Here is a 23,384-nt window from a genome sequence, read left to right on the forward strand (position 1 = left end):
CGTACGCATTGTAGCAACTTTGGCACTGGCCGAAAGTTTTTCGCGATATACAACGGCATTACAACGGTCAGCAGCAGTTATTCGGTTTTACGCAACACCGGTTATCGGCGATCAGCTGTTTAGCTTATCACTGATGTACTGCTGCGCTTTTTCCAGCACGTCAGGTAACGCACTGCTGTCAGTGCCACCTGCCTGCGCCATATCAGGTCTACCGCCACCTTTACCACCGAGTTGCTCTGCTGCCCAGGCAACCAGTTGGCCCGCGTGCACTTTGCCGGTTAACTCGGTGCTAACGCCCGCAATTAAACTAACTTTAGCATCGTTTACCGTTGCCAGCAGAATAACCGCCGGTCTCAGTTTGTTTTTCAGCTCGTCCAGCATGGTTCTTAAGCTTTTCGGATCGGCCTGCTCAACCTGACTAACCAACACATTGACGCCAGCAACCTCAGTCACCTGGCTCTCCAGCGATGAACCGGCCTGACTGGCCATTTTTGCCTTTAACTGTTCAATGTCTTTTTCCAGGCCACGGCTTTTGTCCAGCGTTTGTTGTACTTTGTCGGCCAGACTTAGCATATCGCCTTTTACCAATGCCGCTGCTTGCGCGGCCTGTTGCTCCAGCGACTGGATATAATGCAGCGCGCCAATACCGCTTACTGCTTCAATCCGCCGGATACCTGAAGCAATGCCGGCTTCAGCCACAATTTTAAATAAACCAATATCACCGGTACGACTGACATGCGTGCCACCGCAAAGTTCGATAGAAAACTCACCCATCGATAATACCCGGACTTCTTCGTCATATTTTTCACCGAACAACGCCATGGCGCCAGCCGCTTTAGCTTGCTCAATCGGCATTAAACGGGTTTGCAGCGCGTTATTCTGTTGGATTTGCTGGTTAACCAAAAGCTCGATTTCCCGCAGCTCTGCAGCTTTAACCGCTTCAAAATGACTGAAATCGAACCGTAACCGATCTGGTCCTACCAACGAGCCTTTCTGGGTGACATGCTCACCTAATATTTTGCGCAGTGCAGCGTGCAACAAGTGGGTGGCTGAGTGATTCTGCTTTATCGCGCCGCGCCGCTCACTATCGATTCTGGCAGCAACTTTATCGCCAACCCGCACAGTTGCGCTGGCTTTTCCCTGGTGCGCGAATGCTTTGGCTAACTTAATGGTGTCGGCCACCGTAAACTCGCCCCCGCCGGCCAGCAGCAATTTTCCGGTATCCCCCATCTGACCACCAGACTCTGCGTAAAACGGTGTTTCATCCAGCACTACTAAACCACTATCACCCGCACTAAGACTGTCAACCGCTTTACCCTCACTGAAAATTTCAACGATGGTCGCATCAGCAAACTCATGCTCGTAACCGGTAAACGCCGTATGCTGAGCAGAGCTTAATGTTGCATTGTAATCCGCGCCAAAATTTGAAGCTTGCTGGGCACGTTTTCGCTGGGCCGCCATGGCAGCATCAAACCCCGGATGATCTATCGTCAGGTTGCGCTCACGGGCAACATCATTGGTTAAATCGACTGGAAAGCCATACGTATCATACAATTTAAATACCAGCTCCCCCGGGATCACGCTGCCGGTTAGCCCCTTCAGCTCGTCGTCCAGGATCGTCAGGCCACGTTCCAGTGTTTTACCAAACTGCTCTTCTTCAAGTCGTAGCGCTTTTTCAATAATGGCTTGCTTTTCAATTAGCTCAGGGTAAGCCTCGCCCATTTGTGCCACCAATGCTGCAACTAACTTATAGAAAAACGCGCCTTTCGCCCCCAGGGTGTTACCATGGCGCACGGCACGACGAATAATCCGGCGCAGCACGTAACCACGGCCTTCGTTGGCCGGCAGTACCCCATCAATAATCAAAAACGCACAACTACGAATATGATCGCTTACCACCCGCAACGATTTATCAGATAAGTCTGTGGCGCCGGTTATTTCAGCGGCAGCTTTAATCAGTGCGGCAAAGGTATCTATTTCATAGTTACTGTGCACGCCCTGCAATATCGCAGCAATCCGCTCCAGCCCCATACCGGTATCAATACTGGGTTTAGCAAGCGGTTGCATCTCACCACCGGCCTGGCGGTTAAATTGCATAAAGACGATATTCCAGATTTCAATAAAGCGATCACCATCTTCTTCCGCTGAACCCGGTGGGCCACCCCAGATATGCTCACCGTGGTCATAAAAGATTTCGGTGCACGGACCGCAAGGACCGGTATCCCCCATTGCCCAGAAATTATCAGAGGCATAAGGCGCGCCTTTGTTATCGCCAATCCTGACAATACGCTCTGCTGGCACGCCAATTTCATTCAACCAGATAGCATAGGCTTCATCGTCTGTGGCATAAACTGTAACCAGCAATTTTTCTTTCGGTAACTTGACTACTTCGGTTAAAAACTGCCAGGCATAGCCAATAGCCTCCCGTTTAAAATAGTCCCCAAAGCTGAAGTTACCCAGCATTTCAAAGAACGTATGATGGCGCGCGGTGTAACCAACATTCTCTAAATCATTATGTTTACCACCCGCCCGCACACAACGCTGTGCTGAGACGGCCCGGCTGTAACTTCGCTGGTCCTGCCCTAAAAAGACATCTTTGAATTGCACCATCCCGGCGTTCGTGAACAGTAAGGTCGCGTCGTTGCCAGGGATCAGCGAACTGCTGGCAACTACCTGATGTTGTTTACTGGCAAAATAATCAAAAAAAGCCTGTCTGATCTTGGCCGAAGTCATCGTCATGAAACTATCCTGTCCGGTTAGGTTGGTTTGTTAATTCAGTAAATACTGCCTTTATTTGCTCGCCACTAAAACCCCGGCGCTGCAAAAAAGCCATCCGTTTCGTTTTTTCTTTATAATCACTTATCGGGCTGTCGCCATATTTTTTCTGATAAGCGGCACTGGCCAATACCCACCAGTCGATGGCCAGTGATTGCAAACAGCGGTCTAGCTGCTGCGCACTGATTTTTTGCGCCCGGCATTCCTGCAGAAGGTAATTATAACCATAGCCCTGGCGTGCCCTGTTGCGTACCAGCATACTTAAAAACCGGCTTTCATCAAGGTACTGTTGTGCTTTGCACCACTCGATAACAGCGGTTAATTGCTCTGGCAAAGCCCCTTTGTGGCGCAATTTCTGACTCAACTGGGCTTCGCTGTAGTCTCGCCTGCTAAGCCAGTTTAAGGCGTTTTTTTTCAGCTCGGCGAGTTCAGCCATGGCTACACCTCTAATATGCCGTCATCAGCTGATTTTACCTGCAGCGCGAATACTTCGTTAAAAGACAAAAAGAAGGCAATGTTTAACAAAGGTAACACCACGATTAAGCCAATAAAAAACGTTGGCAGGGTTAACAGCACCAGCGCCATGCTCAGTAAACCAAATACGAGCAGCGCCGCCACATTACGCCAACAGGCAATAAAGCTGGTTTGCAGCACTGTTAGAATACGATGTTCTTTTAAAAAGTAAGCAATAGCAACCGCATAAGCGAATAACATAAACACCAGAGCAAACAATGCCACTAATAACAACAACTGCCAGGTAATCGTTATATCAGCAGTACTCTGACTCTCGATAGCAGCAGACATTGGCAACAGCAATTGCTGTTGAAAACTGATTAGAGGCGTAAACAGCAATACCTTAAGTGCACCAATTGTTAACAGGATTAAGCGGCAAGCCGGTTCAGCCAGCGGCTTAAACACCCAGTCAACCGTGACATGTTGCTGGTGTTGAACACCAACTATCGCTTTATAGAATCCGGCGGTTAAAAACGGATTCAGAAATACCCAGACTATTGCCGTCAGCTGATTAAGCTGTAATAAAAAACCCAAACACGCAGTCAGTAAAAACATGGCCATAAACAGCAGTGGCGTCTTTTTAAACAGCTGCCAGGCGCCAGACAACCATTGCAGCGATGCAGTGGCGCTGACCCTTCTGATAATCAGTTTCAGTTGAAACGGCTTTTCCACAGTAACCTCTTGCCGATGCTGACAGCCTATGCTGCCATTAAAGCCGGCTATCATACTGCAAAACTGCTTAAAATAAGAGAGCTGCGATTAATTTCAGCATCTGAGACAGAAATATGGCAAATGGCCGATAAGCAGGCTTGCTTTGCTGCGACTGGGCCGCATAATAGCAACATTATTTTATTGAGGCGTTACTATGGAAAAGTTTGTTGAAAATCTTATTTATTCTGCTCGCTGGATTATGGCACCAATTTATCTGGGGCTTAGCCTGGCATTGATAGCGCTGGCAATTAAGTTTTTTCAGGAAATTATTCATATCATCCCTATTATTTTCAGTATGAAAGAGGTCGAGCTGATTTTAGTCGTGCTGTCGTTAATTGATATTGCCCTGGTTGGCGGCCTGCTGGTGATGGTGATGTTTTCTGGATATGAAAACTTTGTATCAAGGCTGGATTTGGAAGGCAATGACGATAAGTTAAGCTGGTTAGGCAAACTTGACGCGGGCTCGCTTAAAAATAAAGTGGCCGCCTCAATTGTGGCCATCTCGTCTATTCACCTACTGAAAGTATTTATGAATACTGAAGTCATCGATAATGACAAAATAAAATGGTATTTGTTTATCCATATTACCTTCGTGTTATCCGCTTTTGCTATGGGTTATCTGGATAAATTGCTGCGCGACGACAAAACCAAAGCGCTTTGACGGGCAGTGCTTAGCTGAGTGCATAACTGGCATTGCTTAGCTGTCAGTGCGCAGCAGGCTATGTTGCAGCCCTTGGTTTTCCTCCCCAAAGTATTTACGTTGTAACCGCTGATACCAGCTATCCAGAATCACACTAAGCAGCGCTCGGTCAAAAGCACGTTGCACCTTCGCATCCCGAAATGCCGCCCGATAAACTGTAGTGTTAAATAACGGATGAATGGCCATCTCTTGGGAATCATCGTGCTGCAACCGATAATAATTGAAAATATTGCGGTCCATCACCACCACCTCAACCCGCTTTGACAGTAGCATGGTCAGTTGCGCCTGCTGATCAACCGTCTCACGGTAATTGGCTGAAATTCTAGCCATATCCGTGTAATCCGGCCCCAAAACCAAACGGGCATTCTGAAACGCAAGTACCAAATAGCGTCCCAGATCACTGCTGTTTTCAATGACCAATTTATCTTTTGCCAGACTGATCGCAACATTCTGATAACGAATATATGGGTTAGAATAGAACAGGCCAGCCTCTTCATTCTCTACTGGTTGTAAACTGGCGATATCGCCCTCGCCCTGCAACAACAGTGGCTTAATCCGGGCGTTGGGAACAAATAAAAATACCGGCTCATAGCCCATCCTGCTAACCACCTCAGCCAGCAATTCCACCTCATAGCCTGAAATATTTGCCGTATTTATATAAGGGGGTTTTTGCTGGCCTACCAGCACTGTCAAAGGCGCAGCTGCCAGCATGCCTTGCTGAGCTAGTAGCAGCAAACCCAGGATCCAGTTTAGTCGCACTGGCGCCTCCCTTGTTTAGTGTTTTAATGAGCATAACGTTTTTTCTGCAAACTGAAAGATTTTATTTACTAACGATGGTCACGTCAGAATGCTTGGCTCGGCAAAATACTCCAGTTAAGATAGGCCGCTTGTCAGTTTGCCGATAGCGGCCAAGAAATGGAGTTCACTGTGACCGACTTTAGGGGGTTTCGCGACCAGGGTTATGGGTTGCTGAGCAGGGTTACGTTGCTCATTATCGTTATACTGGCGCCAATCTCTGCGCTAGCCGCAACGTTTGAGCACGGTATGCCCATGCTGCATAACCTCAAACCCAAAGAATATCATGCCGGCACTCAAAACTGGGCGCTGCTGCAGGATCACCGTGGGGTGCTGTATGTAGGCAATAACGTCGGCGTACTGGAATACGATGGCCAGAACTGGCGGATCATGCAAACCGGCAACAAATCAGTGGCCCGCTCACTCGCCCTTTCTGCCGATGGCCGGGTTTATGTTGGGGCGAAGGGAGATATCGGTTACATCGATCATAGCGAAGGCCACTCCCGTTATCAGTCTTTACTACATTTAGTGCCCGAGAGCTTTCGTGATTTTCGGGATGTCAGACAGACCTTTGTCAGCGATGACAGTGTATATTTTGCCAGTCGCGATTATGTTTTCCGGTTGCATGAGGAAAAAATTGAGGTCTGGCGCAGTAACAGCAGTTTTTTAAAGGCGTTCTGGGTAAATCAACGCTTTTACATCAGAGAAGAAGGCACTGGCTTGCTGATGTTGGATCAGGGTAATTTTCAGTTGGTGCCAGGCGGCGAGCATTTTGCCCATGAAAGTCTTTTTGTACTCGAGCCCTACTCAGACAACACCTTGCTGGCTGCAAGCCGGGAAACAGGTTTGTATTTAATTGATAACAAAGGGGTTAAACGCCTGCCAACGGCTTATGATCAGCAGCTAAAACAGGCCGTAATATATTCAGGCCTGACCCTGAATAACGGCGACATTGCTCTTGGTACCGTCCAAAATGGGGTTTATATCCTGAGCAGACAAGGAGAACTGGTTGGCCACTATAATCGGAATTCCGGTTTGCTTGATCAAAATGTCAGAGCGTTATATCAGGATCATCAGGGGGGACTCTGGCTCGGGCTTGATCATGGCCTGTCGCGGATTGCCTTACATTCTGCTATTACCGCTCATCGCGGTGCCAGCGGCCTGGCAGGTAATGTGCTGGCACTGACCCGCTATCAGCAACATCTTTATGCTGGTACCAGCCTGGGATTATTCCGGTTGCAGCGCCGCCAGGATGGCAGTGGCGAATTTGTCCAGTTAGGGCCGCTGCAAAAGCAAACCTGGGGCTTTACCGAATTCCGCCAGCGCTTGCTGATTGCCAACAATGACGGCGTTTATCAGTTACTAGAAGAGCAACTTAGCTTAGTCAGGCCCTCGCCTCAGGCCAGTAAAATTTTACAGATCTCCGAGCGTGAGCCCAGTCGGGTTTATGTCGGGCTGCAGGATGGCTTGGCCACGATGCGTTACGTTGACGGCCAATGGCTTGACGAAGGCCGGGTACCAGGCGTAGAAGGAAACCTGAATAGCATCGTAGAAATGACAAATGGTGAGCTATGGCTCGGCACCCTGGCCCATGGTGTGTATCGGTTGCACTTACCCGCCTCCTGGCAGGGTGGTGGCTCAGTACCACTGGCAATCAGCCGTTTTACTAAAGAACAGGGTTTGCCCAGTCTGAACAGAAATTCTGTACATGTTTTTGCTGACCAGCTGTTCATTGCCTCGGTCCGTGGTATTCAAAGCTATAATCGCGACTTACAAAAATTCGAACTGGCTGCAGCGTTTAAAAACTTATTCAGCAATGAGCAGCCCTGGGTCCGAAACCCTGTTGCCGATGCAAAAGGCCGGATCTGGATGTTGCTGTGGGACAACGAGAACGGTACCCGCTCCGCAGGGGTAGCTATACCTGACGATAACGGCAGTTATCAGTGGCATGAGAATGCATTGCAGCCCTTATTCGATATTCCGCTGGATACCATTCTGGTGGAATGGCCGCTGATCTGGTTTGGTGGTGCTGAGGGAGTTTTCCGCTTTGCCGATGATCAGTATCAGCAACATCAACCTAAAGCTCCGCTGCTACGAAAAGTGTTGGTTGACCAACAACAACTTATTTATGGTGGCGGCGCATTACCCGACATCATTGCCCTGAGCAGTGAGCAACGGAATTTACGTTTTCAGTTCAGTAGCCCCAATTATAATCCGTTGCAACCCGATCAACTGCAGGTAAGGCTGTTGGGCCATGATAAAGAATGGTCCAGCTGGCGCCAGGAGCATTATCGGGAATATACCAACCTGCAAAGTGGCCGCTATGAGTTTCAACTAAGAGCCAGAAATGTCACAGGCCAGATTAGCACAGCGGACAGTCTGCATTTTCAGATAGCCAGCCCCTGGTACTGGCACTGGAGTATGCTGCTCGCTTATCTGCTGCTAAGTATCACATTGCTGTATTTGCTGCACAGATGGCGCATGCATAGCGCGATCACTGAACAACAACGTCTGAGCAAGCAAGTAGCCATGCGCACCGAACACCTGGAGCAGGCCATGCAGCAACTACAACAGGCGCGGGAAGCGGCAGAAAGCGCCACCCTGGCCAAAACCCAGTTTCTGGCGAATATTAGCCACGAGCTGCGCACACCGCTCAATGCCGTGCTGGGTTTTGCTGAACTGGCAGAAGCAACGCCGGCGGTAGAACACAAACAACAATATCTGCTGAGAATTCGTGCTGCTGGCAAAATTCTGCTCAGCATTATTAATGATATTCTGGATTTCTCTAAAATTGAGGCGGGCAAGCTAGTGGTTGAGCAAACCGATTTTTCACTGCGCGCGACGCTCACTCAGGTGGAAGATCTGTTCAGCAACCAGATCACCAGCAAGGGACTAAAGTACCAACGTAGTCTGCCGGCTACCATTGCAGACGGCCGCCGTGGCGATCCGCTGCGACTAAGTCAGATCTTAATGAACTTGTTAAGCAATGCCATTAAGTTCACTGTTAAGGGGCAAATCCAGTTACGTATTACCGCGCTGAACCATGACCAATTGCATTTTTCGTTAACCGACAGCGGCATAGGCATCAGCGCGAGTGAGCAAAGCCAGCTATTTCAGCCATTTCAGCAAGCCGATAATTCAGTGAGCCGAAAATATGGCGGCACTGGCCTTGGCCTGGCTATCTGCCAAAGACTGCTGCAAATAATGGATTCTGAGTTAACGCTGAAAAGTGAGCCTGGCGTTGGCAGCACCTTCAGCTTTACTCTTACCCTGCCCCCTGCCGCCGGCGATACCGGGCAAATAGAAGCAATCAATACTCAGTCCGGTGCACCTGGTGGTCATATTGAAAATATCAGTCAAAGTGAATACGTTAGTCACAGTGAAGATGTCAGTCATAGTGAGCATGACAGTAAAACGGATACCGGTGATACCCCCCGGATCCTGGTGGTTGATGACAATTATTTTAATCAAAACCTGCTGAAACTGATGCTGGAAAAAATTGGCTATCGGGTGCATGTAGCAAGCGGTGGCCCGCAAGCCCTGATCTGGCTGCAACAGCATAAACCCGCACTTATTTTGCTGGATATCGAAATGCCTGAAATGGATGGCTTTGCCACCCTGCAAGCCGTGCGCCAGCGCTCTGCGCTGGATCAGATACCGGTGCTGGCACTCACCGCGCATAATAACAGTGAGCTGAGCCGCCGGATCCTCAGCAGCGGCTTTGTCGATATTCTGACCAAACCTGTCGAGCTGGCAGAACTGGCAGCAAAACTAAAGCAGGTATTACCTGCCTGAAGCGACCGGCTCAGCGAAGATTCGGGGCCAGCCAGCTTTGCGCCTGCTCGGTGCTCCAGCCTTTTTTGGCCGCATACGCCTGCAACTGGTCATCCCCTATTTTGCTGACGGCAAAGTATTTACTGTCGGGGTGGCCAAAATACCAGCCACTTACCGCGGCACCTGGCCACATGGCATAGCTTTCGGTAAGCACTATGCCGGTTTGTGCCTCGACATCCAGCAGCTGCCACAAGGTGCCTTTTTCGGTATGCTCCGGGCAGGCCGGATAGCCCGGCGCGGGCCGAATGCCCTGGTACAACTCGCGAATAAGCTGCTCGTTATTCAACTCCTCGTCTGCCGCGTAGCCCCAGTACTCGCGCCGCACTTTTAAGTGCAGATATTCGGCCAGGGCTTCTGCTAAGCGATCGGCCAGTGCTTTTACCATAATGCTGTTGTAGTCATCATGCTCAGCGGCAAATTTTGCAGCAAATTCATCAGCACCAAAACCGGTGCTGACTGCAAAGCCACCAATATAATCGTTAACGCCGCTACCTGCCGGGGCAATAAAATCGGCCAGGCTGCAATTGGGCGCATTGTTACGCAGCTGCAACTGCTGGCGCAGATTATACAAACGGGCTTTTTCTGTGCTTCGGGTCTCGTCGGTGTACACCACAATATCGTCGCCGTCGCTGTTGGCCGGAAACAAGCCAAATACCGCTTTACCCTTAACGTGGCCCTCGTTAATCATGGTATCGAGTATCGCGTTGGCGTCTTTAAACACCCGTCGCGCCTCCATCCCCACTTCAGCATGGTTTAAAATGGCCGGATACTTACCGGATAACTGCCAGGTTAAAAAAAACGGCGTCCAGTCGATGTAATCGCGCAGCAGGTTTAAGTCAACATCCTGCCACACCTGTACCCCTGGTTGTTTCGGAGCGGGTGCTACTTTGCTTAAATCAAGCGTAAACTTATTGGCTTTCGCTTCGTTTAAGCTAAGCAACTTTTCACCCGGGCGCGAACGGGCATGCTGCTCGCGCGCCACCACATATTCGTTTTTAACCCGGTTTAAATAACCCGCTTTGCTGTCAACGCTAATTAATGACTGCACCACCGACACACTGCGTGAGGCGTTTGGCACATACACCACGCCATTGGCATAGTTTGGTTCAATTTTCACTGCAGTATGGGCTTTAGAGGTGGTGGCACCGCCAATTAACAACGGCTGGGTAAAGCCCAAACGGGTCATTTCTTTGGCCACATGCACCATTTCATCCAGTGATGGAGTGATCAGGCCCGATAAGCCAATTACATCAACCTCACGCTCTTTTGCTACCCGAAGCAGCTCAGCGCACGGCACCATAACGCCCAGGTCAATGACTTCAAAATTATTGCACTGCAGCACCACACCGACGATATTTTTGCCGATATCATGCACGTCGCCTTTTACGGTAGCTAACAGCACCTTGCCCTGCGCCCGGCCGCCTTCTTTTTCCAGCTCGATATAAGGCTGTAAATAGGCCACGGCTTTTTTCATTACCCGGGCCGATTTCACCACTTGTGGCAAAAACATTTTACCTTCACCGAATAGATCGCCAACGACGTTCATGCCGTCCATTAACGGCCCTTCAATCACGTGCAGCGGTTTTTCGGCGAGCTGACGCGCTTCTTCGGTGTCGATATCAATAAAATCGGTAATGCCTTTCACTAATGCATGTTCCAGCCGCTTATTCACCGGCAGGCTGCGCCAGGCATCATCTATTTTTTCTGCGACGCTGCCATCGCCTTTAAACTCGGCGGCAATCTCCAGCAGGCGCTCGGTGGCATCATCACGCCGATTGAGAATAACGTCCTCTACCCGCTCTTTTAACAGCGGCGGAATATCGTCATACACGGTGAGCTGACCGGCATTAACAATACCCATGTCCATCCCAGCGGCAACCGCATGATATAAAAATACCGAGTGAATGGCTTCACGTACCGCGTCATTACCCCGAAACGAGAACGACACATTCGATACACCGCCAGAGATTTTTGCATGCGGGCATAAGCGTTTTATCTCGCGGGTGGCTTCAATAAAATCCACCGCGTAGTTGTTGTGCTCTTCAATGCCAGTGGCGACAGCAAAAATATTCGGGTCAAAAATAATATCTTCGGGCGGAAAGCCAATCTGCTCGGTCAGAATCTGATAAGCACGCTGGCAAATTTCGACTTTGCGCACTTTGGTATCCGCCTGGCCTTTCTCGTCAAACGCCATTACCACTACGGCCGCACCATAGCGGCGCAGTAAAGTGGCCTGCTGTAAAAACGGCGCCTCGCCCTCTTTGAGCGAAATAGAGTTAACGACGGCTTTGCCCTGAATGCATTTCAGCGCCGCTTCAATCACCTCCCACTTCGACGAGTCAACCATAATTGGTACCCGTGAAATGTCGGGCTCAGAAGCCAGCAGTTGCAAATAGCGCACCATGGCAGCTTTGCTATCGAGCATCGCCTCATCCATATTGATGTCGATAATTTGTGCGCCATTTTCCACTTGCTGGCGTGCGACATCGAGCGCCGCTTCGTAGTCGCCGTTTAAGATCAGTTTTTTAAATTTTGCCGAGCCAGTAACGTTTGTCCGCTCGCCAACATTAATAAATCGGGCCTGTTGTCGCATTACCACTCCAGAGAAAAGGCTTCAAGGCCGGCTAAGTTAAAACTATGACTGGCAGGTTTAGGGCTCCTTGCCGGGGCATCTTTAACGGCATCAGCAATGGCTTTTATATGCTCTGGCGTGGTGCCACAGCAGCCGCCAACAATATTTAAAAAGCCCTGCTGTGCCCAATCGGCAATTTCTGCTGCCATCTCTGCTGCGTCTAAATCGTATTCGCCAAATTCATTTGGCAGGCCGGCATTTGGGTGTACCGATACATAGGCTTCAGACACCCCAGACAGGGTTTCAACGTAAGGACGCAGTAAATCCGGGCCCAGGGCGCAATTGAGGCCAAAACACACCGGCTCGACATGGGCCAGGCTATGATAAAACGCTTCGGTGGTCTGGCCCGACAAAGTGCGGCCCGAGGCATCGGTAATGGTGCCGGAGATCATGACCGGCAGTTTATAACCCACTTCATCAAACACTTTTAGCACCGCAAACGCCGCCGCCTTGGCGTTTAGCGTATCAAAGATGGTTTCCAGCATAATAATGTCGGCACCGCCCTCAATTAAAGCGTGGGTTGATTCAGTGTAAGCGTTCACTAACTCATCAAAGCTGACATTGCGAAACCCCGGGTCGTTAACATCCGGTGAAATTGATGCAGTGCGGTTAGTAGGGCCCAATACGCCGGCAACCAAACGCGGTTTATGCGGTTCAAGCGCCGTTATTTCATCGCACACATTACGCGCCAGCGCGGCCGCCTCACGGTTAATGCGCGCCGACAGGCCTTCCATCTGGTAGTCCGCCATAGCAATGGTGGTGGCGTTAAAAGTGTTAGTCTCAACAATGTCGGCACCGGCCAGCAGGTACTGGCGGTGAATATCGGCAATTAAATCGGGCTGGGTTAGCACCAGTAAATCATTATTGCCCTTAACATCACTGGGCCAGTTGGCGAATTCGCTGCCACGATAATCGGCTTCTTCTAACCGATGCTGCTGGATCATCGTGCCCATGGCGCCATCAAGAATGAAAATACGCTGTGAAAGTAACTGACGAAAATGCTCTGGCGTTAGTCGTGCGGTCATAAAATGCTCTTTGTTATTTCAAGTTGTTAAAACCTAAAGCGGCTTAAACACTTTGGCCAATCTGGCTTAGTTCAAACGGCGTGGCCTGATACACATAATAGTTCAGCCAGTTGCTGAACAGTAAAAAGGCATGGCTTTGCCACAGTTTCTGCGGCCCCTGCAGCGGGTCATTATTGCGATAATAGTTTTCCGGTAGTTTCGGCGCTGCGGTTGCGGTAGCACCAGCTAAATCACGCTGGTACTCTTCGTCTAAGGTGGTTAAATCATACTCCGGGTGGCCGGTAACAAACACCCGGCTGCCACTACTGTTCTGCAAAAGGTAGGCGCCGGTGACATCGGCCTCAGCCAATATATGCAAATCTTCGTGCTGTTGGTACTTCTGTTCCGGCACCTGAGCATAGCGTGAGTGTGGCACTAAAAATTCGTCATCAAAACCGCGCACCAGCGGGCACAGCGGCTGGGTGACCTGTTGCCAGTACACACCCGATAACTTTTCACCACGAATTTCCCGCTGTAAACCATAGTATTGATAAAGCGCGGCATGCGCTGCCCAGCACAAAAACAGGGTTGAGGTAACATTATGATCGGCCCAGCGCAGAATATCGCCAAACTGCGCCCAGTAGGTAACATCTTCATAATCAACCAAACCGAGCGGCGCGCCGGTAATAATTAAACCATCGTACTTTTGCTGCTGCACCTCAGAGAAATAACGGTAAAAGCAGTTTAAATGGCTCGGCGGCGTGTTTTTACTAACATGATCATCAATTCGCAGCAAATCGACATCGACCTGCAGCGGGCTATTGGCCAGCAAACGTAGCAGCTGCACTTCAGTAGCTATTTTGTTCGGCATCAGATTTAAAATGGCAATTTTCAACGGCCGGATATCCTGCGACTGCGCCCGGCTCTCGGTCATTACAAACACATTTTCTGCCGACAGCGCTTCTACCGCCGGCAACTGATCGATCACTTTAATAGGCATAGCCACACCCGGTTAACTGACATAGCGGCTATGTTGCGTAAAACCAGCGGCAATGTCAACTTCTATACGTTTAGATGGCTAAATATTAAATGCGCTGTGTCAGTCTCGCATTACAGTTTATCGGCGCATAACAAGTCTGTATTACCCAAAGGTTGGTTGCACCTTGTTAGACCTAATTTTCAGTATTTGTCAGATCTTTTAAAGTTATCTGTACCCATAAGTTATTGTAAATAAGCCAAAACCGATGTAACTTCATAAACATAGAATTTACAAAGACGGAAAAATCCGTGTTTAAATACGGATCTTTCCGCCCAACAAGCGTTAAGTGTAATAGGAGAATACATACATGGAATCAAGATCAACGTTTGTGACCGTTTTAGCGTGGATATTTATTGTTGGGTCAGGTTTCGCCTCTTTCGTCTCGGTTATGCAAGTCATTATGGTTTCAACTATGTTTAGTGGTGACGAATTCAGCTCTGTCCCTGAAAACGCTCCTGCGATGGTGAAGTTCATGTCGCAATATTTTCATTTGTTTATTTATGGGTTCTGTGCACTATCTTCATTCACTTTCATCTCATCCATTGCTCTGTTAAAACGCAAAAATTGGGCGCGTCTGGCATTTATCGTCATCTTGGCGTTCGGCATACTCTGGCAAGTGGGCGGTTTAGCTATGCAGTTTGCAATGTTTTCGGATTTTCCATCATCACCTAAAGGGGAAGGGTTTGAGGACTTTGAGCGCATGAGCAACATTGTTCGCTGGTTTAGCTTTGCGATGACCCTCTCCATTTCTGGCTTGTTTATATGGGTTATTAAAAAGCTTATAACTCAACCCATTATCGGAGAATTTACACTTAACAATTCAAGTAACTCGGACGGCCAAAAAGCGGCCGCCAGTTCATGAGGCGTTATGTGAACAAGGAGTTAAGCCTTTGAGACGGACAATATCTGTCATTTTTGCATTGTTATTAGTTGGCTGCACTAGTAGCAAAGCGATGCTTCAAACAGCTAATCCAGATGAAAATCAGTACAGATTCATCTTCGGTAGAATGCTTCTGAACCATGATAAAGTGGAATCATTAACTCCAGAAGCGCGTATAGCCAACTACGAAAAACAACTAAACAACGTTTTAAATAATGACAATAACACTAATAGCTGCTTTATTATTCCAGGTACAATAAACTTCGGTGAACCGGGTTCACAAGGAGAGGCACGAGTTAATTGTCATAAAACAGTCAATGTTCAAGTTCAAGAGGGGCTATTTACACGTGACGGCACTGCTTTCTACTCATATACTTTGTCCTATGAGTAGAGTGCAAAAAAATCACATAACAAACGGTTAAAACGGACAAATACTCGCTGTCACCTTTTTAGCAAAGACAAGTAACAAAGCCGCCATCAAACATTTGCGAGGTTAGCCGGGAGTTATGCGCCAAGTATCGGATTAACATCCATACTCTTATGAAGAATACGGATGATTTTAATTTGTTGACTGCCAATCTGTTGATAAAAGATGACGTGGCTACCTTGAGGGAATTTACGATATCCGATTCTGATTTCATCGCATGTTTTACCGATGTCGGGGTTTTCTGCTAACAGCCAAAATGAATCATCAAATTGTTTTAAATAGATATTTCGTTGCTCTTTTCTCCAGCGACGCTGGGTGAACAATGCGATATCTCGTAAATCGTTTTTAGCAGCAACGGTGAGATTAAATGGCTTCATCGAGAGTTTTCATTATCAAGTTCATTGATAAAGCTATCGAGGTCATATTCTGCGTCACCGCTTTGTTCGCCTTCGACAAGTAATTGACGAAGTGAGTTAAGTTTGATTTCTTGGTTTTCGAGTAAGCGTAGCGCTGAGCGAATGACTTCACTCGCTGAGCCGTAACGCCCACTTTGGATCTGGCTTGCAATAAAGCCCTCAAAGTGTTCTCCAATAGTTATACTTGTGTTCTTGGCCATGTGTAGTTCTCCGGATACCAGAAGATACCTAATTATGGTATTAAGTGAAATTATGATCAATGCGCATAACAAACAAATTTTATCGCCAGCAAAAAACGCTGGCTGCGACGTCGACCCGCTACGCGGCTTTTCGCCCGCTGCTGGCTGCGTTATGTACAAGGAGTATCATTTGGAAATTAAGGACGAGCAACAGGACAAACAACCTCTTCGAATTGGTGGCTGGTTAATACTTGTGGCCATAGGAGTAGTATTGTCTCCATTTAAAAACTTGTTGTATGTAGTTACCGACTTTATTCCTCTATTTTCTGATGGTACATGGGAGGCTATCACATCAGAAGGTAGTGAGTTTTACTTGACCACTACAATGTCCCAGAGAGGTTAGTAGTTGGTTTATGGAGTGCTTGGCACCACACGCTAGGTGGAGCAAAAGACGCTTGGGAAGGAAAAAGGCAGATTTTTTTGCTTCAATCAGATTCCTTTGAAATGGTATATCCGGCGTACTTTAGAAGAAACCTTGAGGAACAGCCAAGGATCGAAGCAATACTTAATGAACTGCCCAACAAGCGCGATCAAAAACATGCTCTTTGGGCACTCGACTCACAACACGTTGCTCGTCTTTGTGACGGGCGTTAAAACACCAGCGATAACTGGGTACCCACCGCCGTGCGACTAAACCTATTATTGTTTGTTGTGTGCTCAATATTCCCTGGCGTAACCAAGTCATAGTTCGACTGATATTTTACGTTATACCAATTCGCGTATAACTCAACGCGAATATTCTGGTGCAGTTTAAGTTCCAGCCCTGTTCTGGCCATAGCGTTACAGCAGCTGTCGTTGTTTGTATCTAACCACTGCATCAGGCTGCCATTTAAATCAATGCCGGCTTGAAAATATGGGCTAAGCCACCAGTCCATGCCCAGTCGTCCATACAGAAACACGGGTCTGATCCGGCCATCGCTGTAATCAATCGGCTGCTGTTTTAAAGTGATACGCTGATAACTTAAGCCGGCCTGAAAGTAAACTTCATTGCTGGGTTCTGAACGCAAACCAACCGAAATGCCACTGGTTTCGGCTTTGTCGCCTTGTTCGGTAAATACCGATAACACCTTTTGACTATCACTGAATACCGCGTGTGCCGCTGGCGCGACGAGTATCCCTGCCAGTGCCACCCCTGCCACTACTGATTTATACATCCTTATTCCACAACTAAAAATTTACATTAACCACTAAGGACGCAGATGTTAGCGCAAAGCCAATTAACGCACCAGCATTGAGTAAAATATCAAGCTCTGCAACAATACGGTTATTGCAAACTTTTAGCGGAACCATTGTGACATTAACGCGCTTTTTAACATGGCTTCAACACAGCGTACTGCTGCTGGCAGTGCTGGCCCTCCCTGTTAAAGCTCAGTGGTACCGGCTTCCCTTTCAGACCATGGGCACCCAGGCCTATGTTGAATTGTGGTCAGAAGACAACAATTTGGGTAAAGATTTGCTGATTGCAGTGCAAAACGAGTTTGAACGGATTAACCAGAAAATGAGCCCCTACCTGGCCAGCAGTGAACTGAGTTTGCTGAACCGGGAAGCGGCAAATGGCCTGGTGACCATCAGCCCTGAGTTTTATCAGTTGCTGCAGCAAGCTGAGCAGCTGGCAAAGCTCAGTGATGGCGCATTTGATATTAGTTTTGCTTCAGTCGGTTTTAGTTACGACTACCGGCAAAAAATTAAACCCAGTGCAGCTGAATTACAGCAGCAGCAACCGTTAGTCAACTATCGGCATATTCAGTTGCACCCTGCTAATCAGGTTAGCTTTAGCCGGCCTGGGGTTAAAATCGATTTAGGCGGCATCGCCAAAGGTTATGCCGTAGAACAGGCCATTGGCTTGCTGGCCAGCGCCGGAATTAAACACGCCCTGGTAACGGCCGGCGGCGATACCCGCTTACTGGGTGACAAACGTGGCCGCCCCTGGCTGGTGGCCATTAAACACCCACGCAAAAACGATGATATTGTGGCGCAATTGCCGCTAACAGACAGCGCGATAAGCACCTCGGGTGATTATGAACGTTTTTTTATTGAAGACGGCGTACGCTACCACCATATTCTCGACCCCAAAAGCGGCCAGAGCCCGTCCGGCCTGATGAGCGTGACGGTTCTCGGGTCAGACACAACCCGCACCGACGCCTTATCAACGACCTTATTCGTATTAGGGCTTGAACGAGGCATGGCATTAATCGAGAAAATTGACGGCTATGATGCTGTTTTTATTGATATAAACCATCAACTCTACTTTTCCAGTGGCTTAAACCAGTAAGCAAACTTTATATTAGGTTGTGCTTACACGCTAATTTGTTGTAGATTTGTTAGAAGCTTTTAGATGGTGAGAACTGCATTGATGCGCCCATTTTTATTATTATTCTTTGCGTTGCTGATGACACCAGTAGCAGCAACGGCAACCAGTTGCACCTTGCGGATGTCAGCCGAAACAGACTTCCCGCCACACCTTATTAAACAACAGCAGCAGTGGACCGGGTTGAGTGTTGAGCTAATGCAGCGACTGGCTCAAGAGCTTGACTGCGAATTGACCTTTATTCACAGCCCATGGCTCAGAGCAATACAATTGAGTGAGCAAGGTGAACTGGATGTCATTAGCCATTTCTCATTCAGCGAAGCCCGAAAAGCACACTTTGCTTTTATTGGTCCGCATCATATTGAAAGCATTTACCTGGTAGGCGATCCAAACAAGTTAGCCGCCAGCACTAAACTGGAGGAAATAACCAGTAACTCAGACTTTGGCAGTATCGCAACCTTGCACGGTGCCTATTATGGCGAGAAATTTGACCAGCTTAGTCAGCAACCTGCCTTTGCCCGCCAACTAGTGAGTATCAGTAGCATTCAGGATAAACTTGCGCTGTTAAGAGCAAATAGGGTTGATGCTATTTTAGAAGACATCAGTGTGTTGCAGTACTGGCAAACTCATGATTATCCTGACGCTAATCGCTACCAGCCACTATTAAGCGTATATGAAAGCCCGGTCTATTTTGGTTTTAGCCGCGCCTCACTATCGCCATCGCAACTTAAAAACATAGCGAATACCTGGCAGCGTCTGCATCAACAGGGCGAATTCGTCGCTATCTACAACAAATATGACATAAAAAACTATGCTAAATTATTGCCTGAACCCATTTTATAGGTATAAAAGATAAAGCCAGGGCGGCTTTATCTTTTACAACCTGTTGCCACTGACTCCCGTTAAAACCTCAACAAACCACGTCGCTAAACAATAGGCGCAAACGCGGTTAACCGATCCTGGCTGGCGGCATTACCTAAGCCATGAAATGGTGCCACTTCGGCTAACCTGCCCTGCTCACCATGCAAGGCCAGGTAATTGAGCATCACCGTTTGCACCAGCAAGTTCACATTATTTGCCGCCATTGACGAGCCGGTTTCTACCGACGCATCGGGGCGCATAAAGCCAATCTGCTGATGGCGCGCCTGCTCGGCAGGGCTGCCACCAAGTAAGGCTGGCCGGCCATTGGGGTTATACACCAGAATAGCTGACGCCGCCGTTGACGAATTATCACCGGTCCATTCGCCTTTGCCCCGGCCATTAACACTGTCATCAATCCGGCCGTTACTGGCTACCGAGCCATCAGAGTATAAATAAATCATCAGCGGCTGGTTGCGCCTGGCGGCATACTCCAGACAGGCACCAATGCAGCGACCGGCCCGTAAATCGCGCAGCTCACCCGTACCCCGCTCACCGGTATGATAATCATAGCCGCCAATGGTCACGGTACCGGCACCGGCAAAACCGTTAACCACCAGTTTCATCACTGAGGCCGTTTTACGGAATTCGGCATCGCTGTTAAATTCGGCACTGCTAAAAATACCGCCATCGCCGACGATATCCGGATCAGCGGCCGGATCAAGCGTGGCCGGGTTACCAAAACGATCTGCCAGATCGGCGCTTTTGACATAGCCGCAGCTGACCAGCTCTTTAATTACTTCATCGCGGGTGACGCCGGTGTTTACTCGTGCCAGCTTTTTGTCGCTTAAGCGCTGAATAGACTCCATAACCGCGACGGCATCGTTCTGATCCAGCAAGCCGAATAAATCGCCGACATCGACCAGGCCGGTGACATCACTGGGCCGGTCAATTTTGGTCGGCCGCCACTCCGGATTATAAAATTCAGCCGGCGCCATCGAGTTGGCACCAGAATCAGAGTTGCGCGAACCAATCAGCGGCATCAGAGAGCCATTCGCTCCCGCTTTGGCAATGGCAAACATCGGATTATGCGGATTATTACCAGTGTCATTTTCAGAGCGGGACGGCATCACTGCGCCATTGGTCATCGCCTGCGTTGCCATACTGGTCCGTTCTAAAATACCGGCAAGCATTTGGGAGTCGCTATGAAACGCCAGCCCCAACTGATCGTTGACAAAGCCACCGGCCGGGTCGGCCGCATTAACGGCTGAGGGCACCATATCGGCGGGCAACCCCAATTTACTGTAACCCTGAGTAGACAAGAAATCGAGCTGACCACCTGCCCCGCCGATCAGGATATTAGAGCCGGCAATATTAGCGCCACCGGCCAAATCGAAACAGATAAAGGGTATCTTACCCGCCCCTTCAACGTTGATACCGCACTGGCTTTTTAACAACTCCAGATCGGGAGATAAATCAGCGAACGCTTTGGTTGGGTTGGCAAATAAGCTAAATACCGAGCCGGTAGTCAGAATACCTGCGCCCACACTCAGGCCACAGGCGATAAAGTCACGCCGGGTTACCGGCCGGCTATGGCAGGCGTGTAATAAGGGCGCATCCGGGTGTAAGGCTTTTTTCAGTTTCATCAGTTAGCTCCTTGGTTCACCAGTATTAGTAAACCAGCATCTGGGCGCCGGCCAGCACTGCAGTGCAGGCTGCTTTGGCAATTGTTTGAGTACGCTGGCTATCGCAAGTACCGCTGCACTGGCTTAACCGGTCAATAAGATTGTTCAGCTCTGCCCTGCCATCGGCATCAGCGAGGGCCGATGCCGGCTGCAGTGGTGCAAACCGGCTTAATAGCGGGCTTATTAAGGCATCGCGATTCGCGGGGCTTAATGCCTCACTCGGGCTGGCATTGAAATTAACCTCCGGAAACCACTGGCTTCGCAGCACCGTGTTGTTTATTGCCGCATTACAATAGGCGATACCCAGTTGGGTAATCGCCATTTGCTGGGCTGAAATAAAGGTTTCAATATTGCTCAGCGCTGGTAACTGACGGGTGATGGTCTGATAGGTATTGGCTACCGCCGGTGTCGCCTGGGAGATGCCGGTCAGCTGGCTCATACTGGCATGAATAGCCGCGAAGGGCCGGATGCCCAGCTTACTGCTGTCAGAACTCGCCTGGCTGATTTGCTGCAACGCAAATTGTGGCTGGCTGCGCACGTTATTAAAGGTACCAATCTGGCCAAACGACAGGAAAAACTCGTCGCTGGCCGCCCCCGCCTCGCTGGCAATGATGGTTCCCAGCCCAGACATTGCCACCGGCTCGGTCAGGGACGTACCACTGGCAAAGTTAAACTGTTGCCGGATCCAGGCCTGACCTGATGTCACTTCCCGGCCATTAATCGCCAGGCCCATGTCGCTGATTAATAAATCGGCAGGCAACGCTGCACCATCCAGGTTAATCAGATACGGCTGGCTGAACAGGTAAGAGTAATTATCAAACTGCGCTACCTCAAACACGATATAAGTCTGTGGCAGGTCAATCAAATGGCCAATAGCAAACGGCAGAAAGAACTTCTGCCCCACTCCAATGCTGAAGTTCTGGGCAATTTGCTCCGGTGTCAACGCCCGGTTATGAATGGCAAGTAACCGAATACTGCCTTGCCATTGCCGGCTACCATCAGCTTCATTGCCCAGCATTAAGGCAAAGCTCTCGTCCCAGTTACTAATGGCGGCGGCTTCACTTTGCACACCACTGTCTTCGCCATTGACGTAAATACGCTGGCCGTTTACCGGGTCTTGCGTTAGTACCACATGTTGTAAACTGGCTTGCAGCAACTCATCCGCATCGGCGGTACTCAGTGCCGGCATACCAGCAAAATTACTGTTGGCGCTGCGCAGTAAAAAATCGTAATTATACTGGCTCTGGCCCAGAGTAAAGTTGCGGCTGATAGCACTGCCAGCATAACTGACAATAGCCGCTGGCCCCTCTTGCACCACATTCGCCGGTATTACCCATGCTTCTACCGTCATCTCACCGGTAGCGCCAATTAACGTAGCCAGCTTGGCACTGCTTTGGGTGCTTGCCTGCGCCCGGCCGCTGTTAATTTGCAGGCCCCATCCGGTTAACCAGGCAAAATCGCCCTGTATGTTAAGGTTTGCAGCCGGCTCTACCCCAGAGGTGTCAAACGCCTGACTGCCCTGGCCTTCTTTAAACTGATAAAAGGCAATCTGATTACTCTCGTAGCGGCCACCACTGGAAGCCACGACGCCATCTCCTAAGCGTAATGCTTTAGATGGCACCAGTTGTGGATCCAACTCAGTTATGGGAACGGCATCGCTAATGGCCGTTACCGCTGCCAGCATCACCGCAGCGTCACTGGCACAATCTGACCAGCAGTTATGAAACTCGCCACCCAAACGGGCAACCAGCCGTGACAACTCAGGGCGGTCCAGATTCATTAAATTACGGCTGGCCTGGTAAGCTGCATCAACATCGCTGGCAGCAAAAAACGGCGCCTGTGCCACTGACGCATCGGGGGCATGACAATTAACGCAATACTGGCGAACCAGAGGATACACCTCAGCGGCAAATAACGCCGGGCTCTCGGGTAATGCCTTACTGGCGCCCGGGTCGCGGATCACCGGTGCCACCAACGTTACCGCCGCTTGCTCTGCACCGGCAGTATTACCCCAGTTCCGTAACCACTGGGTAATGGTGTCGGCGCACGCCGTATTACTGCTTAACCAGCAATTGTGGCCGCCTGCGACTTTCTGCACCATCAGAGACTGCGCCGGATCAGCAAGATTGACCAGTGGTAATACCGCAGAGTACGCCATATTAATGTCGTCCCGGCGCACAAAAAAAGGCGAAGTGTTACCTTGCTGGTGACAACTGCCGCAGCGGTTGTCGGCCACCAGGTTGTCCCAGAGATTTATTTTAAATTCCTGCACATCAGCGGTTTGTGGCGCAGGGCCATTATAGTTGTTGGTATTATCCTGCACCGGTGGTGGCGGATTCTGCTCAACCTCAGCACCACCGCAACCTATTAACAAGATACTTAGCAAAACCAGCAGCGAAGTTCTCATGGTCACTCTCCCATACAATAAGTGGCAGTGTCGGTGAACACTTGTTTTAAGTTATAACCGGTCTGGCTGAAGCGCTCGCTGGTTTGCTGAATAAGATTAACATCAGCCAGCGATTCCGGCGGACGCAGGCAGGTGGTTTCAAAAGCTTTTTTAACCTGACA

Annotated in this window: 19 protein-coding genes; 7 read left to right on the forward strand and 12 right to left on the reverse strand. The window is 49.3% G+C overall.

Annotation, left to right across the window (positions count from 1 at the left end):
* Positions 1 to 111 precede the first annotated feature (111 nt).
* The 3 genes from alaS to ABY802_RS04990 are packed head-to-tail and all read right to left on the reverse strand — an operon-like array spanning position 112 to position 3,960.
* On the reverse strand, positions 112 to 2,733 hold the full coding sequence (gene alaS / locus ABY802_RS04980) for an alanine--tRNA ligase (RefSeq protein ID WP_372625928.1): 2,622 nt from the start codon (positions 2,731 to 2,733) through the stop codon (positions 112 to 114).
* A gap of 10 nt (positions 2,734 to 2,743) precedes the next feature.
* Positions 2,744 to 3,211 carry a regulatory protein RecX gene (locus ABY802_RS04985; protein ID WP_372625909.1) on the reverse strand — a complete coding sequence of 156 codons (468 nt, stop codon included), beginning with the start codon at positions 3,209 to 3,211 and terminating at the stop codon, positions 2,744 to 2,746.
* Positions 3,212 to 3,213: 2 nt separating this feature from the next.
* Positions 3,214 to 3,960 (reverse strand): hypothetical protein, encoded by a 747-nt coding sequence (locus tag ABY802_RS04990; protein ID WP_372625910.1) that lies wholly within the window; start codon positions 3,958 to 3,960, stop codon positions 3,214 to 3,216.
* 193 nt (positions 3,961 to 4,153) lie between these two features.
* Here ABY802_RS04990 and ABY802_RS04995 point away from each other — a divergent pair, with 193 nt between their 5' ends.
* A complete protein-coding gene (locus tag ABY802_RS04995) occupies positions 4,154 to 4,660 on the forward strand; it encodes a TIGR00645 family protein (protein WP_372625911.1) in 507 nt (168 codons plus the stop codon).
* 36 nt (positions 4,661 to 4,696) lie between these two features.
* On the opposite strand, the gene ABY802_RS05000 is transcribed toward ABY802_RS04995, so the two are convergent.
* The gene (locus ABY802_RS05000) at positions 4,697 to 5,458 is read right to left on the reverse strand and encodes a substrate-binding periplasmic protein (RefSeq protein ID WP_372625912.1); all 762 of its coding nucleotides are present in this window, start codon (positions 5,456 to 5,458) and stop codon (positions 4,697 to 4,699) included.
* A 168-nt stretch (positions 5,459 to 5,626) separates the two neighbouring features.
* On the opposite strand from ABY802_RS05000, the gene ABY802_RS05005 reads away from it, so the two are divergent.
* On the forward strand, positions 5,627 to 9,289 hold the full coding sequence (locus ABY802_RS05005) for an ATP-binding protein (protein WP_372625913.1): 3,663 nt from the start codon (positions 5,627 to 5,629) through the stop codon (positions 9,287 to 9,289).
* A gap of 10 nt (positions 9,290 to 9,299) precedes the next feature.
* Here the strand turns inward: ABY802_RS05005 and metH are convergent, their stop codons facing one another.
* The 3 genes from metH to metA are packed head-to-tail and all read right to left on the reverse strand — an operon-like array spanning position 9,300 to position 13,964.
* Positions 9,300 to 11,921, reverse strand: a complete 2,622-nt coding sequence (gene metH / locus ABY802_RS05010) for a methionine synthase (RefSeq protein ID WP_372625914.1) — start codon at positions 11,919 to 11,921, stop codon at positions 9,300 to 9,302.
* Complete coding sequence (locus tag ABY802_RS05015; protein ID WP_372625915.1) at positions 11,921 to 12,985, reverse strand: homocysteine S-methyltransferase family protein; 1,065 nt, start codon at positions 12,983 to 12,985, stop codon at positions 11,921 to 11,923. Before ABY802_RS05015 ends, metH begins: the two co-directional genes overlap by 1 nt.
* A gap of 43 nt (positions 12,986 to 13,028) precedes the next feature.
* On the reverse strand, positions 13,029 to 13,964 hold the full coding sequence (gene metA, locus ABY802_RS05020; protein ID WP_372625916.1) for a homoserine O-succinyltransferase: 936 nt from the start codon (positions 13,962 to 13,964) through the stop codon (positions 13,029 to 13,031).
* 346 nt (positions 13,965 to 14,310) lie between these two features.
* Between metA and ABY802_RS05025 the strand changes: the two genes are divergently transcribed.
* Both ABY802_RS05025 and ABY802_RS05030 read left to right on the forward strand, forming a co-directional pair.
* Positions 14,311 to 14,865 (forward strand): hypothetical protein, encoded by a 555-nt coding sequence (locus ABY802_RS05025; RefSeq protein ID WP_372625917.1) that lies wholly within the window; start codon positions 14,311 to 14,313, stop codon positions 14,863 to 14,865.
* Positions 14,866 to 14,893: 28 nt separating this feature from the next.
* Complete coding sequence (locus tag ABY802_RS05030; protein ID WP_372625918.1) at positions 14,894 to 15,274, forward strand: hypothetical protein; 381 nt, start codon at positions 14,894 to 14,896, stop codon at positions 15,272 to 15,274.
* A gap of 113 nt (positions 15,275 to 15,387) precedes the next feature.
* On the opposite strand, the gene ABY802_RS05035 is transcribed toward ABY802_RS05030, so the two are convergent.
* Together ABY802_RS05035 and ABY802_RS05040 are read right to left on the reverse strand one after the other, a co-directional pair.
* On the reverse strand, positions 15,388 to 15,687 hold the full coding sequence (locus ABY802_RS05035) for a type II toxin-antitoxin system RelE/ParE family toxin (protein ID WP_372625919.1): 300 nt from the start codon (positions 15,685 to 15,687) through the stop codon (positions 15,388 to 15,390).
* Positions 15,684 to 15,926, reverse strand: a complete 243-nt coding sequence (locus tag ABY802_RS05040; RefSeq protein WP_372625920.1) for a type II toxin-antitoxin system ParD family antitoxin — start codon at positions 15,924 to 15,926, stop codon at positions 15,684 to 15,686. Before ABY802_RS05040 ends, ABY802_RS05035 begins: the two co-directional genes overlap by 4 nt.
* Positions 15,927 to 15,960: 34 nt before the next feature.
* Here ABY802_RS05040 and ABY802_RS05045 point away from each other — a divergent pair, with 34 nt between their 5' ends.
* Positions 15,961 to 16,308, forward strand: coding sequence for a DUF2569 family protein (locus tag ABY802_RS05045; RefSeq protein WP_372625921.1), 348 nt, complete (start codon positions 15,961 to 15,963; stop codon positions 16,306 to 16,308).
* Positions 16,309 to 16,555: 247 nt separating this feature from the next.
* Here ABY802_RS05045 and ABY802_RS05050 read toward each other — a convergent pair whose 3' ends face one another.
* Positions 16,556 to 17,119, reverse strand: coding sequence for a hypothetical protein (locus ABY802_RS05050; RefSeq protein WP_372625922.1), 564 nt, complete (start codon positions 17,117 to 17,119; stop codon positions 16,556 to 16,558).
* A gap of 137 nt (positions 17,120 to 17,256) precedes the next feature.
* Between ABY802_RS05050 and ABY802_RS05055 the strand changes: the two genes are divergently transcribed.
* Both ABY802_RS05055 and ABY802_RS05060 read left to right on the forward strand, forming a co-directional pair.
* Entirely contained in the window at positions 17,257 to 18,237 is a 981-nt protein-coding gene (locus ABY802_RS05055) for an FAD:protein FMN transferase (protein WP_372625923.1), read from the forward strand.
* 81 nt (positions 18,238 to 18,318) lie between these two features.
* Entirely contained in the window at positions 18,319 to 19,116 is a 798-nt protein-coding gene (locus ABY802_RS05060) for a substrate-binding periplasmic protein (RefSeq protein ID WP_372625924.1), read from the forward strand.
* An 83-nt stretch (positions 19,117 to 19,199) separates the two neighbouring features.
* On the opposite strand, the gene ABY802_RS05065 is transcribed toward ABY802_RS05060, so the two are convergent.
* Together ABY802_RS05065 and ABY802_RS05070 are read right to left on the reverse strand one after the other, a co-directional pair.
* Entirely contained in the window at positions 19,200 to 20,777 is a 1,578-nt protein-coding gene (locus tag ABY802_RS05065; protein ID WP_372625925.1) for a hypothetical protein, read from the reverse strand.
* Between the two features lie 25 nt (positions 20,778 to 20,802).
* Positions 20,803 to 23,223 (reverse strand): LamG domain-containing protein, encoded by a 2,421-nt coding sequence (locus tag ABY802_RS05070; protein WP_372625926.1) that lies wholly within the window; start codon positions 23,221 to 23,223, stop codon positions 20,803 to 20,805.
* Positions 23,224 to 23,384: the final 161 nt, after the last annotated feature.

The organism is Arsukibacterium sp., assembly GCF_041616895.1.
GTDB lineage: Bacteria > Pseudomonadota > Gammaproteobacteria > Enterobacterales > Alteromonadaceae > Alishewanella.

Coding starts and splice junctions, on each gene's coding strand:
- alaS (WP_372625928.1), bottom strand. CDS start 2,733: ATGACTTCGGCCAAGATCAGACAGGCTTTTTTTGATTATTTTGCCAGT.
- ABY802_RS04985 (WP_372625909.1), bottom strand. CDS start 3,211: ATGGCTGAACTCGCCGAGCTGAAAAAAAACGCCTTAAACTGGCTTAGC.
- ABY802_RS04995 (WP_372625911.1), top strand. CDS start 4,154: ATGGAAAAGTTTGTTGAAAATCTTATTTATTCTGCTCGCTGGATTATG.
- metH (WP_372625914.1), bottom strand. CDS start 11,921: ATGCGACAACAGGCCCGATTTATTAATGTTGGCGAGCGGACAAACGTT.
- ABY802_RS05015 (WP_372625915.1), bottom strand. CDS start 12,985: ATGACCGCACGACTAACGCCAGAGCATTTTCGTCAGTTACTTTCACAG.
- metA (WP_372625916.1), bottom strand. CDS start 13,964: ATGCCTATTAAAGTGATCGATCAGTTGCCGGCGGTAGAAGCGCTGTCG.
- ABY802_RS05025 (WP_372625917.1), top strand. CDS start 14,311: ATGGAATCAAGATCAACGTTTGTGACCGTTTTAGCGTGGATATTTATT.
- ABY802_RS05035 (WP_372625919.1), bottom strand. CDS start 15,687: ATGAAGCCATTTAATCTCACCGTTGCTGCTAAAAACGATTTACGAGAT.
- ABY802_RS05040 (WP_372625920.1), bottom strand. CDS start 15,926: ATGGCCAAGAACACAAGTATAACTATTGGAGAACACTTTGAGGGCTTT.
- ABY802_RS05045 (WP_372625921.1), top strand. CDS start 15,961: ATGGTATTAAGTGAAATTATGATCAATGCGCATAACAAACAAATTTTA.
- ABY802_RS05050 (WP_372625922.1), bottom strand. CDS start 17,119: ATGTATAAATCAGTAGTGGCAGGGGTGGCACTGGCAGGGATACTCGTC.
- ABY802_RS05060 (WP_372625924.1), top strand. CDS start 18,319: ATGCGCCCATTTTTATTATTATTCTTTGCGTTGCTGATGACACCAGTA.
- ABY802_RS05065 (WP_372625925.1), bottom strand. CDS start 20,777: ATGAAACTGAAAAAAGCCTTACACCCGGATGCGCCCTTATTACACGCC.
- ABY802_RS05070 (WP_372625926.1), bottom strand. CDS start 23,223: ATGAGAACTTCGCTGCTGGTTTTGCTAAGTATCTTGTTAATAGGTTGC.